Consider the following 16,236-nt stretch of genomic DNA (forward strand, 5'->3'; position numbering starts at 1 on the left):
CAACCTGATGCGGGCTGCTCCGTGATGGCAATCACAGCCGCCCGTTTTTTTCCGCCTCAATGCCTGGGCCGTGCGCCGGACCAAGTCTTGAGTTCAGCTCTGGGTTTCGCAGGGGACAGGCAGGCCGTCAAAGCGTTCGTAGAAGTAGGCGGCGGCCTCGGGCGCCTGCTCATCCTCGGCACGCAAGGTAGACAGGATATAGCGTTCTGCCTTGCCGCAGACCTGACGATATACATCCCGGCACAGCTCGTAAGCCTGTTTTCCTGCCCAGCCCGTCGGCAACAGTTCTATGGGCAACTGGGGGTCGTGCAGTTGGATGCGACGGAATTCGTGAATCAAGAGCGTGCGAATGACAAAAGCCAACTGGTCATCGTAGGGGTGGCCGGCGTCCAGCATGTTCAGGGCAGGCGCGAAACGTTGTATGAACTGCCCATAGCCGCTGGCAACCTGGGCCAGATCCCAGCTGTCTTGAATAAGTTGCGACAGAGGGCGCGTCTGAGGCAGTTGCGAGGGTTCCAACTTGGCCACATAGACTTGCGACTGGGCCTGTGTGGCCTGCAGGATGTAATCCAGAATCGTGTGATCGGGGTTGGGGTGCAGGAAAGCGGTGGGTGATAAGGCGCAAAAACCTTCCCACAGCAGCTCCTTGCGCAGGTCCGCCCGCTGCTTGGAGTTCATCATCAGGCTGGGCATGCTAAAGACCAGCGTCCATTGGCCATCCCACGCCAGATAGGTTGGGGTGTAAATGCGTTGATACGCATGCTCAAAGCGCTGGCTGGCTTCGGGCCGCAAGGTGTACTGGCTGCGCCGCCCTTCACGTTGCGCGCTCAGCCAGCCCTCCTCGGCCAGTCTGTACACGCTGGTGCGTACCAGCCGGTCGCTGATCCCAAAGGGCGCCAGCAACTGGATCAGGCTGCCCAGCCAGAGTTTGCCGCCATGCGGGCGAATCACATCGCCAAACAGGGTCATGACCAGGGACTTGGCACGCGGAGGGCGGTTTTCCAGATGGTGGGCGGCCCAGTGGGCCAGGTCGGAATAAGAAAGCTCGGACATTGTTTTTTTAAAGGCGCTCAAGGCTGTGTGAGAGCGGCACGCCTGTCTGTGTTGACCGGTTAAGCGCTTGATTATAAAGGGTGGGTGTACAAGCGCACTGAAAGATTATGCCAGCCAGGGGCTTTCTTGATCTTTGCAGCAGTTTTGCAGGCACGTACCCTACAAATAGGGACTGGCTAACCAGATCAGCCGATTGCGCAAGCGCTTGCCAAAGCCAATGGCATTCAGGGATTCCAGGCTGACGGCTTCGGCGTCTTCAATTTCCAGGTCAATCAGGTTCTGGATCTGGCGTGCGGTGTCTCGGCTGTAGATTTCCACGTCCAGCTCAAAGTTCAAGCGCAGGCTACGGGGGTCCAGATTGGATGAGCCGATATAGGACCAGACGCCATCAATGGTCATGAGTTTGGAATGATTGAATGGCCCCCGGGCGCGCCAGACCCGACAGCCCGCGCGTAGCACCTGATCGAGCTGGGCCGTCATGGCGTAATTGACCAGACGCAGGTTGTTCTGCCCTGGAATCACGATGTCTACCTGTATGCCACGCCGCGCCGCCGTGTTCAGGGCTCCCAATAGAATCTGGTCGGGCAGGAAATAGGGGGACTGGATACGGATATGGCGTTGTGCGATGGCAAACGCACCTTGCAGCATGTGGTGGGTGCTGGCCATGAAGCGGTCAGGGCCGGAAGCAATGCATCGGGCTGGCACATGAGGCCGGGGGGCGGGCGTGGCGCTGGCATGCCAATAGTCCGGCGACAGATCCTCGCGAGTGGTAAATTGCCAGTCGTGTCGAAATGACGCCAGCAATTGCATGACAGCCGGGCCTTCCAGGCGAAAGTGCGTGTCCTGGGACGGTTTGCCGTCGCTATATTGCGCCATAAAGGACTCGCGCAGGTTCATGCCCCCGGTAAAGCCCACGGTGCCATCCACAATCAGGAGTTTGCGGTGACTGCGCAGATTGGCGTAGGGCATGCGCAAAAAGCCCAGGGGGTTGGTCATGAAGAGAGCGCAGCGTATGCCCTCACGGCGCAATAGTCGCACAATGGGGGTGCGTGAGTATTTAGCGCCAATGGCATCGACCAGCACCCGAATCTGCACGCCTCGCTGGTGCGCGCGTGACAGGGCGCTGACAAATTCCTGGCCCAGGCGATCGCTATCAAAAATATAGCTTTGCAAGGCAATCGTGTTGCGAGCCTGTTCGATGGCTTCCAGCATGGCGGGGTAGGCCTGATCGCCGCCCAGCAAAACCCGCACATTATTGCCGTTGCGTAGTTGACTGCGGCTGACACGGTCTCCCAGGATCTGCAGGGACCGAAACGGGGCGCCTACCAGTGCGCCAATGTCAGAGACTGGGGGGTGTAAATAGGTAACCTGTTCATAAAACACGTCCGCGCTGTGTTCGAGGCGGCTTTGTCTACGTACCCGGTTGATGCCGGCGATCAGGTACAGAAATGGCCCCAACAAGGGCGACATGATGATGACGCCCACCCAACTGATGGCCGCGCGGACATCGTTTTTGGTCATGGCGGCATGAATGGCTGCAGATGCGCCCAGGATCACGCTGAGTGCCAGCGCCAGGTGCGGCCAGTAGTCGTGCAGCAGGGCGCGCAGATGGATCAAGTGCTCTTGCATGGTGTTAGCTGTTCCGCTTCTGGTCGGGCAGGTCCGGGCGTTGGTAAAGGCTGTGCATCCAGGATGGGTTTGGTTTGCCGCGAGCGGCAAACTGTTGCAGACGGGAAGGGGAGCGCCAGACGCCTCCGCCTATTCCAGGACTGGGCTGGACGCCATACCAAAACCATTGGCCGTCTTCATCTTGTGCAAGCCAGTCCCAGTTAGCGGGTGCCTGATCCCAGCAGGGGAAACCGAATGTCATCAGCAAATTTCCAGAAAATGGGACAGATTAGAGTATAAGAAAGCGTGGTTTTGTGCCAGTTTCTATTACAAAGGGCGAGTGCAGAAAAAAAATGAAGAGGTCCGGGCGCCTTGATATGTCGTACTGTCCCTTCTGATAGAGGTGGAGTGAGCCTTGGGTAGGGCGTGTCCGAGGTTCACAATCGAACACAGTTTATTGTCCAGCCCGAACTTGTCGGGAGTGTGCGAAGGTGCCAAACTTGCTACGATGAACCAACGCAAAAAAGCCCGCTACGAGGCGGGCTTTCAAGTATTTTTCCAGTTCCTGATTTTGTCACCCTTTAAGGAGATACGCAAAACCTGGGAAGCGGTAAATTTTGGGGTGACCGATGGGGCTCGAACCCACGACAACCGGAATCACAATCCGGGACTCTACCAACTGAGCTACGGTCACCACTGTTTGGTGCAGTATGTATTAACAGTACATATTAAGTACTTATTAATTTACTGCTTTTACTTGTTGCTCGCCGTTTAAGGCTTGCTGTGAAGTAAAAAATGTATTCTAGCACGCTTTTTTTAAATAGTGCAACACCTGTGCAAGAATACCTCGACCCTGAACCCCGCCCCGGTCTTGCCGGGCAGTGTGTGACTCAGGTTTAATGTTTTTCCCTCGTAATAGCAAGGAAGCGCGATATGTCTCAATTATTCGTCGTTCATCCCGAAAATCCTCAACCCCGCGCATTGGCCCAGGCCGCCGAACTACTGGCTAAGGGAGGGCTGCTGGCCATTCCTACTGACTCCAGCTATGCCGTAGTCGCCCGTCTGGACGACAAGTCCGCCGCTGATAACCTGCGGCGCCTGCGTGGCTTGGACGATCGCCACCATCTGACCTTGCTGTGCCGTGATCTGGCCGAGATCAGCCACTTTGCCAAAGTGGACAACCCGCAGTACCGCCTGCTGAAAATGGCTACCCCCGGTCCGTGGACATTTATTCTGGAAGCGACCAAGGAGGTGCCCCGTCGCGTGTCCCACCCCTCTCGCAAGACGATCGGTATTCGGGTTCCCAATCAGAAAGTGGCTCTGGCTCTGATGGAACAGGTGGGCAGCCCCTTGATTTCCACCACCCTGATTCCCGAGGGCGAGGACGAGCCCTTAAATGATGCCCAGGAAATTCTGGACCGTTATGCGCATCAGTTGGCCGCGGTTGTGGATGGCGGACCGTGCCCCTTGCAGGCAACCACTGTGATTGATCTGACCGGCCCTACGCCGCAAGTGCAGCGTCGTGGTTCGGGTGATCCTGCCACCTTGGGCTTGTCCTGAACTCCGGGTTTGCACAAAACTCGCGTCCAGGTGCCTATCCGTGTTTCAATTCTGAACCTTGAGGCAGCACTCGCTGTCTCAATCAGACGGGCTGTTTGCAGGCGACTGATCCGTGTGCATGCACAATCGGATCAGTTGCCGGCCTGGACCAAGGATCACCATGGACTCTTTTATACAGACCTTGACGGTCTATGCTCTGCCAGTCATTTTCGGCATCACCTTGCATGAAGCGGCTCACGGTTATGTCGCCCGCATGTTTGGCGACCCGACCGCCATGCTGGCCGGACGCATCAGTTTGAACCCCTTGCGCCACATCGACCCTATCGGCACGATTGTGGTGCCTGCCGTGCTCTTGCTGTCCAGCGCACTCATGGGAATGGGCGGCATTTTGTTCGGCTGGGCCAAGCCGGTACCGGTCGATTGGGGGCGCTTGCGCAACCCCAAACGTGACATGCTCTGGGTGGCTCTTGCCGGACCGGCTTCCAATATGCTGATGGCGATTCTGTGGGTCTTGTACGCACACTTGATGGTCAAGCTGGGGCAGGGCGACAGCCGCTTCTGGATGGGTATGGCCATTGCAGGCGTACAGGTCAATCTGGTCTTGATGGCCTTGAATCTGTTGCCCCTGCCGCCCTTGGATGGCGGCCGTATCGTATTTAGTCTCTTGCCGGATCGTTTGGCCTATCATTACTCCCGTATTGAGCCTTACGGCATGGTTATTCTGATCTTGCTGATGTTCACTGGCGTGCTTTGGACACTGATGCGTCCTTTGATTGCCCTGGGCGAAGGCGTATTGAAATGGTTCTTATGATTTAACGGCTTATCCGTTAAACTTGTGAGTCAATATTTTTTTGGGCTGTTGGGCCTTAAACCCGGAGATTCATCTCATCATGGCAAGTTCGGACTCTGCTATTTCCAATTTTCAGGGCAGCATGGTTGCCCTTGTTACACCCATGGATCCCAATGGGGGTCTGGATTTTGCCGCTTACCGAAAGCTGATCGACTGGCACATACAGGAAGGAACACGTGTGCTGGTGGTCGTTGGAACCTCGGGCGAGTCGCCTACGGTGTCGGTCGATGAGCATGCCGAACTGATCAAGGTGGCTGTAGAGCACGCCGCCGGTCGTGTTCCCGTGATTGCCGGAGTCGGTGGCAACTCCACCCGTGAAGCCATCGAGCTGTCGCGTCATGCGCAGGAAGTGGGTGCAGACGCCGGTTTGTCGGTGGTGCCTTATTACAATCGCCCTACCCAGGAAGGGATGTACCAGCATTTCCGCGCTATTGCAGAAGCGGTGGAATTGCCCCAATTCCTGTATAACGTGCCAGGCCGCACGGTCGCAGACCTGCAAAATGACACCGTGCTGCGTCTTGCGCAGATTCCCAACATCATTGGCATCAAGGATGCAACCGGCGATCTGGCGCGCGGTGGACTGCTGCTGCGTGATGCGCCGGAAGATTTTATTGTGGTCAGCGGCGATGATCCTACGGCTGCTTCGTATATCCTGCTGGGCGCCAAGGGCAATATTTCCGTGACGGCCAACGTGGCGCCACGCCTGATGAGCCAGTTGTGTCAGGCCGCTCTGGATATGGATGTACCCACGGTACGCCGTTTGAATGCCTTTTTGGCAGGTTTGAACAAGAACCTGTTTGTCGAGGCTAACCCCATTCCCGTGAAATGGGCCGTTGCAGAAATGGGCCTTACTCAGCTGGGATATCGTTTACCATTGACGCCGTTAAATGCACAGCATCACGAATTGCTGCGTCAATCCTTGAAACTTGCGGATCTTCTTCCATGATTGCTAAGCCAGTTAATAAAAGCCTGATCGGGCTGTCTCTGAGCCTGTTGGTGCTGTCGGGCTGCTCCACGGTGGACCAGATAATGGGCCGGGGCGAGTCGGTGAATTACAAGAGTACGGTTGCGGGCGATCCCTTGAGCATTCCGCCGGATCTGACCCAGGCCAACCGCGATGCCCACTATCGTGCCCCAGAAGGGGTGACCTCCTATTCGGTTTACTCGCAAGGTCAAAATGCGCAGCAGGCCAAAGGCGGAGCCGATCAGATTTTGCCGCAATCCGACGCTATCAAGGTGATGCGTGACGGTGATCTGCGCTGGCTGGTTGTCGACCGCCCCGTGGAGGATCTGTTTCCCCGTATTATTGATTTCTGGGGTGATAACGGTTTCACCATTCAGTCGCAGGACCCCCGTGCCGGCCTGATCCAGACCGACTGGGCAGAGAACCGGGCCAAGATTCCTGAAAGCTGGATTCGCAGCGCCTTGGGTTCCATTATCGATCAGGTCTTTGACAGCGGTGAACGTGACCGCTTCCGTACCCGCTTTGAGCGTGTTGGCGACAAGACCGAAATCTACGTGTCCCATCAACACATGGAAGAGACGCCCACCGCGGATGGCACCGCCTTTAAATGGGTGTTCGCCAAAGAGGATCCGGGTCTGAACGCGGCCATGCTGGCTCGCATGATGGTCTTCCTGGGATCGGATATTGAAACCGCTCGTGAGCAGGTGGCCAACGCCGCCAAGGACCCGTCCAGCGTTCAGGTTCAGGCTTCGGACAAGGGCGATCAGGCAGAGCTGCTGCTGAACGAGTCCTTTGATCGAGCCTGGCGTCGTGTCGGCGTGGCTATCGATTCGGCCGGCTTCTCGGTTGAGGATCGTGACCGCTCTGCGGGTGAGTTCTTTATTCGCTATCTGGATTCGGATACGGGCGAGAAGATTGAACAGCAAAACATTTTTGGCCGCATCTTTGGCAGTCGCAATACGGCCGAAGCCACGCCGTTCCGCATCAAGCTGCGTGCCCAAGGAGCCGGTACCCGCGTGACCGTGCTGGATCAGCAAGGTCAGGAGCAGACGACAGCGACGGCCAAGCGCATTATCAATGTGCTGTCCACCAATCTGCGTCCCGGTAGTTGATTGTCTTGAGTCGGCCTGCGAGCCGTCTGGAAAAAGCCCTGGTTATTGCCAGGGTTTTTTTTTATGTCCGCCATTCGTCCTGACCGGGCTTGATGCTAAGTCATTGAGTCCACAACCAGGCTGTTCACCTCATGAGTCTGCTGCCGCTCAGGTAAAGACCGCTCAATGGCTGCACGGAATGCCGTTGGGTTAGTTGGGAGTGCCGGTGCGTTTCCGGTGAAGTCTATGACTGCTCGTAAGAAGCCTTGCCTTCGTCCGTTTGGGTGGATGAGCGGGGTGGAGCTTTATCGAGGAGGACTGGACTTTCCATAAGACAGTAAAGATAATAGGAACTATTATCGTTTATTGCATTGAGGAGTCGCCCATGCTGAAATTGTTTTTCCGTCATGGTTTACGCTTGTGTTGGCCTACGCGGCGGGGCCAACAAGCTGATGATTCCGCTTCTTCAGAGCCGCAGGCTCGACTGCTGGCGCTGATTGAGGCGTTGCCTCGTCGTCACCGCGAAGCTTTTGTGCTGCATCGTTTCGAGGGCCTGAGCTATAAAGAGATCGCCACTCGAATGGGCACAAGTTCACGAGTGGTGGAGCACTATATACGCATGACCATGCGGGCGTGTCGTCATGATCCGGCGCGGTTCCATCGGGTAGATGGGGCGATGCCACGTTCGGCGGGCTTGTATGTGTAAGGAGGGGCACCTGCAGCACATTGATGAGCAGGCCTTGAATTGGCTGCTCAAACAGCACGAGCCTCAGTATCAGAACGATGCCCGCAGCCAGTCTGCCTTTCGCGCCTGGTTGACGATTGATCCCGAGCATCAGGCTGCTTTTCTGCGCTGGAAGTTGGAGTGGGAAGCCATGGATGCAATCAGTGAGGAGCAGGTGGGTCGCCTGCGTACCCGTTTGCAACAAGAGGCAATGAGCCGCGTGCAGAGACCGTGGCCTCTGCGTTTGTTAAATCGCGGTGTGGACGCCTGGTTCATCAATCCTGCCTGGCGCTTTGCGCTGGGGGGAGCGCTGTGCTTGCTGCTGGGCGTGGCGTTGCTGGGAACCGTGGGCAGCTACTTTGTTTAGGCCTTTTTGAATCTGCCTGGTCTTCATTGTGCCAAGGTGACTGAAGATGCTGTGCCGCTTGCTGAATACGGTCATCCACCCTTGCAGCGCTCAGTCTGGGAATGACGCCCAGGCAAGGGCCGGGTAGATAGTCATGCAGCGTCTGCAGGTTTTCCTTGGCATAACGGATCTCCGGGTCGATGAGGTTGGCCACCCAGCCCAGCACGCTCAAACCGCTGGTGCGTATGGCCTGAGCCGTCAGTAGCGCGTGATTCAAAGCGCCCAAACGCAGACCCACCACCAGAACGACAGGGAGCTGCAAAGCCAGTGCTAAATCGATACCTGTTCGCCCCTGTCCCAGGGGCAGCATGAAACCGCCCACTCCTTCCACGATGGCATAGTCGGCATGTTCTGTCGCCGCTTGAACCATGTTTTTGATCAACGCTGGGTCTAGTTCGATTCCCGCTTGATCGGCCAGGATGTGGGGAGCCGCAGCGGGCTCAAACAGGTACGGTGTGAAGGTTGCCGGTGCCAGCTTCAGGCTGGAGTGCCGGGCCAGCGCGTCCACATCTTCGTTATGCAGACGGCCTTCTATTTCCTCGGCTCCCGACGCAATAGGCTTGATGCCCAGCGTGCGTGCGCCGCTTTGGCTTAGCAAATGAAGTAAGGCGGAACTGACCAGTGTTTTGCCAATCTCCGTGTCCGTGCCAGTCACAAAGCAGGCTTTCATGCGTATTCCCTCAACAAATGACCCAAGCCATTCAGACAATGCTCCACCTCTTGCGTGCCCCATAAATAGCCGGGCATCAGGTATACCGTATTGCCGATAGGGCGCAGCATGAGTCCTTGCTGCAGGGCAGAGCGGTAAAAGCGTCGGGCAAAGCCCTGGTGATCGTAACGAGCCGGGCCTGTGTCCAGGTCAAAGGCCCAGATCACCCCGCAGCGGCGCAGATGCTGCATCTTGGGAGAGTGCAGTTTCAGCGTGTGCAAGCCTTCATCAAGTGCTTGAGCCAGTGTTTTTTGCAGTTCGTAAACGGGGTATTGCTGGAACAGATCCAGGGTTGCCAACGCAGCGCGGCAGGCCAAGGGATTGCCGGTGTAGGAATGGGAGTGTAAAAACCCGCGGCGCAAATCCGAGTCATAAAACCCTTGATAAATCGTGGGGCTGGAGAGTACCACGGACAAGGGCAGCGTGCCGCCGGTAATTCCCTTGGACAAGCACAGCAAATCAGGCCAGATGCCAGCCTGCTCGCAGGCAAAGAAGGTGCCGGTACGCCCGCAACCCACGGCAATCTCGTCCAGAATCAAATGCACCTGATAGCGGTCGCACAGCTCGCGCACCCCGCGCAGATAGTCGGGGGAGTGCATCTGCATGCCAGCCGCGCATTGCACCAGCGGCTCCAGAATCACGGCGGCAATGTCGTGATGACTCTCCAGAATCTGTTCCAACGATTGCAGTGCCTTTGCGGTGACCGGGTGGTGTTCGTCCGGGCTATGGGCCTGGCGCAGATCGGGACTGGCTGCCGTGTAGTGCTGGCCCAGTTGCGCACCGTAATTTTCCCGGAACAAAGGCACATCGGTGACGGCCAGCGCGCCCAGCGTTTCGCCGTGGTATCCCTGCGCGATGCCGACAAAACGGTGCTTGTGTTCCTGCCCCTGGTTACGCCAGTAATGCACGCTCAGTTTCAGAGCAATTTCCACGGCAGAAGCGCCGTCACTGGCATAAAAAGCATGCCCCAGACGATGGCTGCTCAAGGCGGCCAATCGTTCGGAAAGCTGCACAACCGGCTCATGAGTCAGGCCACAGAGCATGATGTGATCCAGTTGCTGAGCCTGATCGCTAATTGCCTGCACCAGATGCGGGTGGCTATGTCCAAACAGATTCACCCACCAGGAACTGATGGCGTCCAGATAGGCATTGCCGTCGACATCATATAGCCATGCACCCGAGGCGCGTTTGATTGCCAGCAGCGGCACACCGTGATCGTGATGCTGCATTTGCGTGCAAGGATGCCAGACAGTCTGCAAACTGCGTTGAGCCAAAGGGGGAAAAGAGTTTGAATTCATGACAAATCACCGTAAAGAGTGGGCGGCTTCATGTAATGCCTGAACCAGTTTTTCAATATCCTGATGCCGGTGGGAAGCAGACAGGGAAACACGTAAGCGGGCTTGATGACGGGGGACGGTGGGTGGCCGTATGGCCGGTGCCCAAATCCCTTTTTGCAGTAGGCCGTCGGACAGCTGTAAAGCAGGTTCCACCTCGCCCATCAGCAGGCTTTGCACGGGCGTGTCGGACGGCGTCAGACGCCAGGGCAGATCCTGGCTCAAGCTTTGCAGCGTTTGAATGTGTTCTTTCAGCAAAGCCCGCTGTGGCTGGGCTTGTTTGATCAGTTGCAGGCAAGCCAGCAAGGATGCGCAATGTGCCGGAGCTAGCCCGGTGCTGTACACATAGCTGCGGGCGGATTGAGTGAGCCAGTCAGCCACGTTGTGGGAGCAGGCAATAAAAGCGCCGCCTTGCCCGGCTGCCTTGCCAAAAGTCCCCAGATAAATCAGGCGCTGACGTTGCGTGCTATTGAGCAGGAAATGCTCAGGCGCGCCGCGTCCGGTTTCGCCCAATACCCCCAGACCATGCGCATCGTCCAGATACAACAGGGCATCGTGGCGTTCGCATAAGGTGATCAGCTCATCGACCGGGGCAACAGTCCCGTCCATACTGAACAGGCTGTCCGAGATCACCAGCTTGAACCCTGTCCTTGGACGACTGAGCAAATCATCCAGACGTGCCATGTCTCTATGGGGATACACGCGTAAACGGGCGCCGGACAGACGGCTGGCATCAATCAGGCTGGCGTGGTTCAGCCTGTCACAGAAGATGGTGTCGCCCGTGCCGACCAGCGCGGGAATCACGCCCAGGCTGGCTTGATAACCACTGACAAAAAGACGGCTGGCCTCAAAGCCGCTCCAGTCTGCCAGCTCTTGCTCCAGTCGCTGAGCCAGCGCATGATGCCCACAAATCAGTGGGGAGGCCGTGGCTCCGGCTACATCTTGTGCTGCCAGCAGTTTGAGTTGCGGGTGCTGGCTAAGGCCCAGATAGTCATTGCCTGCGAAACTCAGCAAGACCTGACCATTGCGCTCGATATGCGCGTCCGGCAAGGGGTGGCAGATTGCTCTTTGTCGCCACAGCTTCCGGGCCTTCAAGGCCTCTAGTTGCTGATCCAGGTGAGCGATAAAAGCACTCATGACGGCATGGCCCGGTAGTGAACCAGCAGGCGGTTCCAGCCCCTGTAGGCGGGAAGCTGAATACGCTCTCTTTGAGCCAATTGCAGGCGAGGCAGCAAAGGCAGGAACTGCTCAAGTACCAATTTGGCCTCCAACTGCACCAAACCCGCACCCAGGCAATGATGAATCCCGTAACCCATGGACAATTCGGCCTGATTGTTGCGGCTGAAGTCCAGGTCGTCGGGATGGGAAAAAACTTCCGGGTCCCGGTTGGCAGCACCCAAGAGCAACAGCAGTAGTTGACCTTTGCGCAAATGCTGACCGTGCCAGTGTTGGTCCTGCATCAAGCGTCTTGCCGTGTATTGAATCGGGCTGTCGTAACGCAGCAGCTCTTTGATCGCTGCGGGAATTTTCTGCGGATTCAACAGCAGGTCCTGCAGCTTGCTGGCGTCGTCAAGCAGCGTTTGAAACAGGGAGCTCAGCAGATGCCGGGAGGTTTCATAGCCTGCAAAGAGCAACATACAGGACTGCGCCAAACGCTCGCGCCTGCCTTGAAGGGAGAGCTGCTCGTCATGCAAAAGTCGCCAGGCCAGCCCACCTTCTTGCAGCTTGGCGCTGTTCCCCAGAAAGTCAGCCATATCCAGCAAGGCGTCCTGCGTATCCATTAACAAAGGTAGGTCCGGCGTGGCTTGCCCAATGAAACGTGCCAGTTGCTCTGACCAGGATTGAAAAACAGCTAAAGGCAGTTGCTGCAAACCGAGCAGATCCATCATGACCAAGGCCGGAAGCGGTCGGCAGACCTGCTCAACCAGATCTGCTGGGCCGTGGCGCAGCTGGTTTGTAAAAGCGCTATGAAGGTGCGTCACGCGATTTTCAATGCTGCGGTCTATGTCCCGCAACGCCTGCGGGCTGAAGGCAGCATTTACAACCCGCCTGACGCGGGTATGACGGGGGCGATCCAGGAAAACCAGCGTCCTGGCCATCAAACCCTTGAAAGCCTGTAGACGAGGGGAGGGAGGGGCTCCTGCCTGAGATACCCACCCGCCAACACGGCGCACACTGAGATCGGGATGGCGCAGAGCGGCCTGCACATCCTGATGTCTGTGAACCAGCCAGGCTCCGCCACAGAAATTCGCATCCCACACCAAGGGCGGACCCTGGCGAAGGCGGGCATAAGCCGCATAGGGAGACGCAAGATTGAAATCGCCAAACATGACACCGTATTCCTGAATACCAAAGCCAGCGCAGGCTAGCATTTGAGCGGAAAAGAGGCAGTCAGGAGATTGTGTCTATTAATTCTTTCAGGGTGTTTTGGGTGAATTAGAAGTCTGTTTGCTGTTGATGGGTGGAATTGCTTTAGCTTGTGTGACTATTTTTTACAATAAACTTGGTCGGTGAGTTCGGGATGATTATCCTCTGCTTGCAGAACCCTTTTTTATTGATTTTGAGATTTTATTTAAAATCAGATGCTTATGAACTGGGCTGGGAAAAGGGTTTCGGTGGCAGAAAAAGTCATAAGGTAGAACCTGTTTGGCGTTTAGGGATAAACGCTCTAGTTTGCTGCCGTGTAGGCAGCTTAGAAAATCAGGTACAGGGCCCGCACGGCACTTGCAATGTTTGCTGCCTAAGCAGCTTTGAAAAGCTTGTGGGTCACTATCATGCACATGCAAGGTTTTCTGCTATATAAGTCGCTGAAAAGTTTTTTAATTTCAGCAGCTTAGCTGGCTTTGAATAATTGGCTATCAAATGTCCAATTGCTAAGCCGTTGCTGGCGGCGGCCCTGTCGCAAATGCAGGTTAAGACCACAGCCCTAGCCTGCATTCATTCCAATTAGTCACCGAGCATCAGAAGCCGCGGGGACTCCTTCAGTAGCCAGCTTTTCCGTTTTACGCTGCGGCAACGTCCCATTCAAAATGAAGTACGCCAGCAGGCCAATCACCAGTCCCCAGAATGCTCCGCCAATCCCGAACAGGGTGATATTGGCCGCTGAAGCTAAAAAGGTGATCAAGGCTGCTTCACGTGATTTGATATCGGCCATGGCCCCCGCCAGGCTGCCACCTATGGTGCCCAACAGCGCTAATCCCGCCAGCGTGGTGATAAAGGTCGCGGGGAAGGTCATGAATACAGCGGCCAGCGTTAGCCCAAACACACCTACCAGAATGTAGAACACTCCGGCTGCCATGCCGGCTACCCAGCGTTTGGATGGGTCCTGGTGTGCTTCCGGGCCCGTGCAGATGGCCGCGGTAATAGCGGCTACGTTCATGGCGTGGGAGCCGAAGGGGGCCATGATGAGCGAGCCTAGGCCGGTGACCCACACAATTGGGTTGGCGCTGGTACGAAAGCCATCGTTGCGCAAGACCAGCATCCCGGGCATGTATTGACCGGTCAGCGTGATCAGAAACAAGGGTAAGGCTACGCTCAGCAAGGCATTGAGCGTGAACACCGGCATGGTGAACACGGGCGCGGCCAGCTCCAGTTTCAGGCCGCTCAGGTCGACGCGCTGCTCCAGGAGTAGAAATGTCAGGCCCAGAATCAGAATGCCGACCACGGCATAGCGGGCCGAGAATCGCTTGATGACCAGATAGGCCAGAATCAGCAGGCCTGCCAGTGTCGGGTCCAGCGTCATGCTGCCAAATGCTCCTATGCCAAATTGCAACAGAATCCCCGCCAGCAGACCGGCGGCAATACCGTTGGGAATCAGGCGGATCAGGCGCTCGAAGTAGGATGACAGGCCCAGGACGACAAACGCCGCTGCCGAGATCAGGTAGGCGCCGATTGCTTCCTGATACGGCGTGCTGGCCAGCGCCGTGACCAGAAAGGCGGCGGCCGGAGTGGACCAGGCGGTGATGATGGGCTCGCGCGAGACCCAACTCAGGAGCAGACCTGTCACGCCCACACCAATAGAAATTGACCAGACCCAGGAGGCAGTCAGCTCGGGGCTGAGGCCGGCGACTTTGGCGGCCTGGAAAACCAGAATAAAAGTGCCGCCGTAGTTGACGATGACCGAGATCAGACCGGCTACAATGGGCGGGATCAAATCGCTGACTAAATAGGATGAGGATGATCGTGAGGTAGACATAGTGCTCTGCGCTTTCCAAAAGGAGAGATGACAAACGAGCACTATTTATAGCGATTAAATGGACTGTTCAGATAGGACGCTTTTTGGTTGTATGGCAGACCGCTTTTGAAGTGGGTGGGTGCCTGACTATACGGACTGGAGTGGCTACGTGATTTTTGGGTGTGGCCCGAGCTGGATTGAAGCTGGGCTGCAAAGCCACTAATGGGGGCTTTATGACGAGTTGCTCGTCTTGTGAATCGCGTTTTTCATAATAGTACTTTTTCTTGTTGTGGGGCGTGAATAATGTTGCCGCAACCGCAACCGCAACCGCAACCGCAACCGCAACCGCAACCGCAACCGCAACCGCAAATAGTGGGCTTTCGATTCTTTGGTGGCTAGAAATAAAAAAGCGAGGCAGCCTGCAAGCTGCCCCGCTTTTTTGCTGAGTTCGCCAGAGCTAGTGGCTCGGTGCTCAGTTTTCCTTGAACTGCAGCCAGCCGTCGTCCAGCCAGGCATTCAGCATTTCCAGTTCGTCCTCATCCAGCTCTGCAAAAGCATCGCCAGAAGTGGGGAGCTCACGCTGATCAGCCAACAGTTTCAGCGCCGGGCTGGCAGGACAGGGGGCGACTTCACCGTTGATATACAGCTCATCGCCGCGGTACATCATGCGCGAGCAGCGGTCCAAAGCCAAGCGGCCTTCAGGCAGCGTGGGATCGTGCAGATCCACCGGGTCTTCGGCAATGTCAAACCAGCTATTACTGGGCAATTCGGTCAGCCAGACGCCCAGGAACCGTGAGGCCAGCGCTTCATCAAAACGAATGGCGTTCAATGCATCCAGCGACTTTTGAATCAGGTTTTCCGGCAAGGCGGCAGGGGTGGTGCTGGCCTGTGCATCCGGGTCGGTGTAGCGCTGCTGCATGGCCTCGGGCATGGGCATCGGTGGGTCGGCGTACAGGCCAAAGCCTTCGCCGCTGGCAGCGGCCAGTTGATCCGATGCGGCATCCATCAAGCCACGGGCCAGCGTTGCCTGAGTAGGAGAGCGAAAGCCGATGGAAATCGTCATGCAGTCGCCAATCGCAATCCCGTCATGTGCTACGTGCGGGGGCAGATACAGCATATCGCCGGGTTCCAGGGTGAACTCTTCTTCTACCTGGAAATTGCGCAAAATCTTCAAGGGCAGGTCAGGCACCAGGCTTAGGTCTTTTTGCTGGCTGATGCGCCAGTGACGCTTGCCGTGGGCTTGCAGCAGGAACACGTCGTAGCTGTCGAAATGCGGGCCTACGCCACCGCCATCAGAGGCGATGCTGATCATGGCATCGTCCAGACGAGCATCACCGATGAAGCGGAACTGTCGCATCAGCGCGGCAGTATTGTCATCGTGCAAATCCACGCTTTGGGCCAGCGCAGTCCAGTTGGGTTGGGAGGCAGGCGGCAGCTCGTCAAATGGTCCGGTTTCCATTTCCCAGTCCTCACCGTCATGGATAATCAGACGGGACTCGACTTCTTCGCGTGTCACCAGTTCACGGATATTGTCGATGCTCAGCGAGTGCTTGAAATTAGGGATGGCGCCGCGTATCAATAAGGGTTTACGTTGCCAGTAGGTTTGCATGAACTCATGCGCGCTGATGCCGCCCAAAAGGGTCAATGCCTGGTCGATATTCATGGACTGCCCGAACAAGAATTAAGTAAGTCCGTAGCTTAACTGATCCGGTCTGTCCCGGTGTATGGCTAGCCTGCGTATCAGGCGTATCCAGCGCAAAGAA

General features: G+C 56.6%; 15 protein-coding genes and 1 tRNA gene. 6 read left to right on the plus strand and 10 right to left on the minus strand.

Features of this window, described 5'->3' with window-relative positions; genetic code table 11:
- Positions 1-93: 93 nt before the first annotated feature.
- From paaX to RSQ48_RS04435, 4 genes are all read right to left on the minus strand, one after another.
- Complete coding sequence (paaX, locus tag RSQ48_RS04420; protein WP_003802725.1) at positions 94-1,053, minus strand: phenylacetic acid degradation operon negative regulatory protein PaaX; 960 nt, start codon at positions 1,051-1,053, stop codon at positions 94-96.
- 159 nt (positions 1,054-1,212) lie between these two features.
- A complete protein-coding gene (locus RSQ48_RS04425) occupies positions 1,213-2,682 on the minus strand; it encodes a phospholipase D-like domain-containing protein (protein ID WP_003802724.1) in 1,470 nt (489 codons plus the stop codon).
- Between the two features lie 4 nt (positions 2,683-2,686).
- On the minus strand, positions 2,687-2,923 hold the full coding sequence (locus tag RSQ48_RS04430; RefSeq protein ID WP_039943531.1) for a hypothetical protein: 237 nt from the start codon (positions 2,921-2,923) through the stop codon (positions 2,687-2,689).
- A 356-nt stretch (positions 2,924-3,279) separates the two neighbouring features.
- A tRNA-His gene (locus tag RSQ48_RS04435) sits at positions 3,280-3,355 on the minus strand.
- 239 nt (positions 3,356-3,594) lie between these two features.
- Here RSQ48_RS04435 and RSQ48_RS04440 point away from each other — a divergent pair.
- The 6 genes from RSQ48_RS04440 to RSQ48_RS04465 all read left to right on the plus strand — a co-directional run bounded on the left by RSQ48_RS04440 (position 3,595) and on the right by RSQ48_RS04465 (position 8,217).
- The gene (locus tag RSQ48_RS04440; protein WP_003802723.1) at positions 3,595-4,221 is read left to right on the plus strand and encodes an L-threonylcarbamoyladenylate synthase; all 627 of its coding nucleotides are present in this window, start codon (positions 3,595-3,597) and stop codon (positions 4,219-4,221) included.
- 160 nt (positions 4,222-4,381) lie between these two features.
- Positions 4,382-5,032: a site-2 protease family protein gene (locus RSQ48_RS04445; protein ID WP_003802722.1), complete on the plus strand. Its 651-nt coding sequence runs from the start codon at positions 4,382-4,384 to the stop codon at positions 5,030-5,032.
- A gap of 79 nt (positions 5,033-5,111) precedes the next feature.
- A complete protein-coding gene (gene dapA / locus RSQ48_RS04450) occupies positions 5,112-6,017 on the plus strand; it encodes a 4-hydroxy-tetrahydrodipicolinate synthase (protein WP_003802721.1) in 906 nt (301 codons plus the stop codon).
- The gene (gene bamC / locus RSQ48_RS04455) at positions 6,014-7,147 is read left to right on the plus strand and encodes an outer membrane protein assembly factor BamC (RefSeq protein WP_003802720.1); all 1,134 of its coding nucleotides are present in this window, start codon (positions 6,014-6,016) and stop codon (positions 7,145-7,147) included. The genes dapA and bamC overlap by 4 nt, the downstream gene beginning before the upstream one ends.
- A gap of 364 nt (positions 7,148-7,511) precedes the next feature.
- Complete coding sequence (locus tag RSQ48_RS04460; protein WP_240209024.1) at positions 7,512-7,832, plus strand: sigma factor-like helix-turn-helix DNA-binding protein; 321 nt, start codon at positions 7,512-7,514, stop codon at positions 7,830-7,832.
- On the plus strand, positions 7,825-8,217 hold the full coding sequence (locus RSQ48_RS04465; RefSeq protein ID WP_240209025.1) for a FecR/PupR family sigma factor regulator: 393 nt from the start codon (positions 7,825-7,827) through the stop codon (positions 8,215-8,217). Before RSQ48_RS04460 ends, RSQ48_RS04465 begins: the two co-directional genes overlap by 8 nt.
- On the opposite strand, the gene bioD is transcribed toward RSQ48_RS04465, so the two are convergent.
- From bioD to RSQ48_RS04495, 6 genes are all read right to left on the minus strand, one after another.
- Positions 8,126-8,926, minus strand: a complete 801-nt coding sequence (gene bioD / locus RSQ48_RS04470) for a dethiobiotin synthase (RefSeq protein WP_240209026.1) — start codon at positions 8,924-8,926, stop codon at positions 8,126-8,128. The genes RSQ48_RS04465 and bioD overlap by 92 nt on opposite strands.
- A complete protein-coding gene (gene bioA / locus RSQ48_RS04475; RefSeq protein ID WP_240209027.1) occupies positions 8,923-10,263 on the minus strand; it encodes an adenosylmethionine--8-amino-7-oxononanoate transaminase in 1,341 nt (446 codons plus the stop codon). The genes bioD and bioA overlap by 4 nt, the downstream gene beginning before the upstream one ends.
- 6 nt (positions 10,264-10,269) lie before the next feature.
- The gene (locus tag RSQ48_RS04480) at positions 10,270-11,436 is read right to left on the minus strand and encodes an aminotransferase class I/II-fold pyridoxal phosphate-dependent enzyme (protein WP_131071364.1); all 1,167 of its coding nucleotides are present in this window, start codon (positions 11,434-11,436) and stop codon (positions 10,270-10,272) included.
- Positions 11,433-12,671: a cytochrome P450 gene (locus tag RSQ48_RS04485; protein ID WP_240209028.1), complete on the minus strand. Its 1,239-nt coding sequence runs from the start codon at positions 12,669-12,671 to the stop codon at positions 11,433-11,435. Before RSQ48_RS04485 ends, RSQ48_RS04480 begins: the two co-directional genes overlap by 4 nt.
- Before the next feature lie 578 nt (positions 12,672-13,249).
- A complete protein-coding gene (locus RSQ48_RS04490) occupies positions 13,250-14,494 on the minus strand; it encodes a benzoate/H(+) symporter BenE family transporter (RefSeq protein WP_003802709.1) in 1,245 nt (414 codons plus the stop codon).
- Between the two features lie 451 nt (positions 14,495-14,945).
- On the minus strand, positions 14,946-16,136 hold the full coding sequence (locus RSQ48_RS04495; protein ID WP_240209029.1) for a JmjC domain-containing protein: 1,191 nt from the start codon (positions 16,134-16,136) through the stop codon (positions 14,946-14,948).
- Between the last annotated feature and the right edge of the window lie 100 nt (positions 16,137-16,236).

The sequence above is a fragment of the Alcaligenes sp. SJTW-7 genome (assembly GCF_047716895.1).
Lineage (GTDB): Bacteria > Pseudomonadota > Gammaproteobacteria > Burkholderiales > Burkholderiaceae_B > Alcaligenes > Alcaligenes ammonioxydans.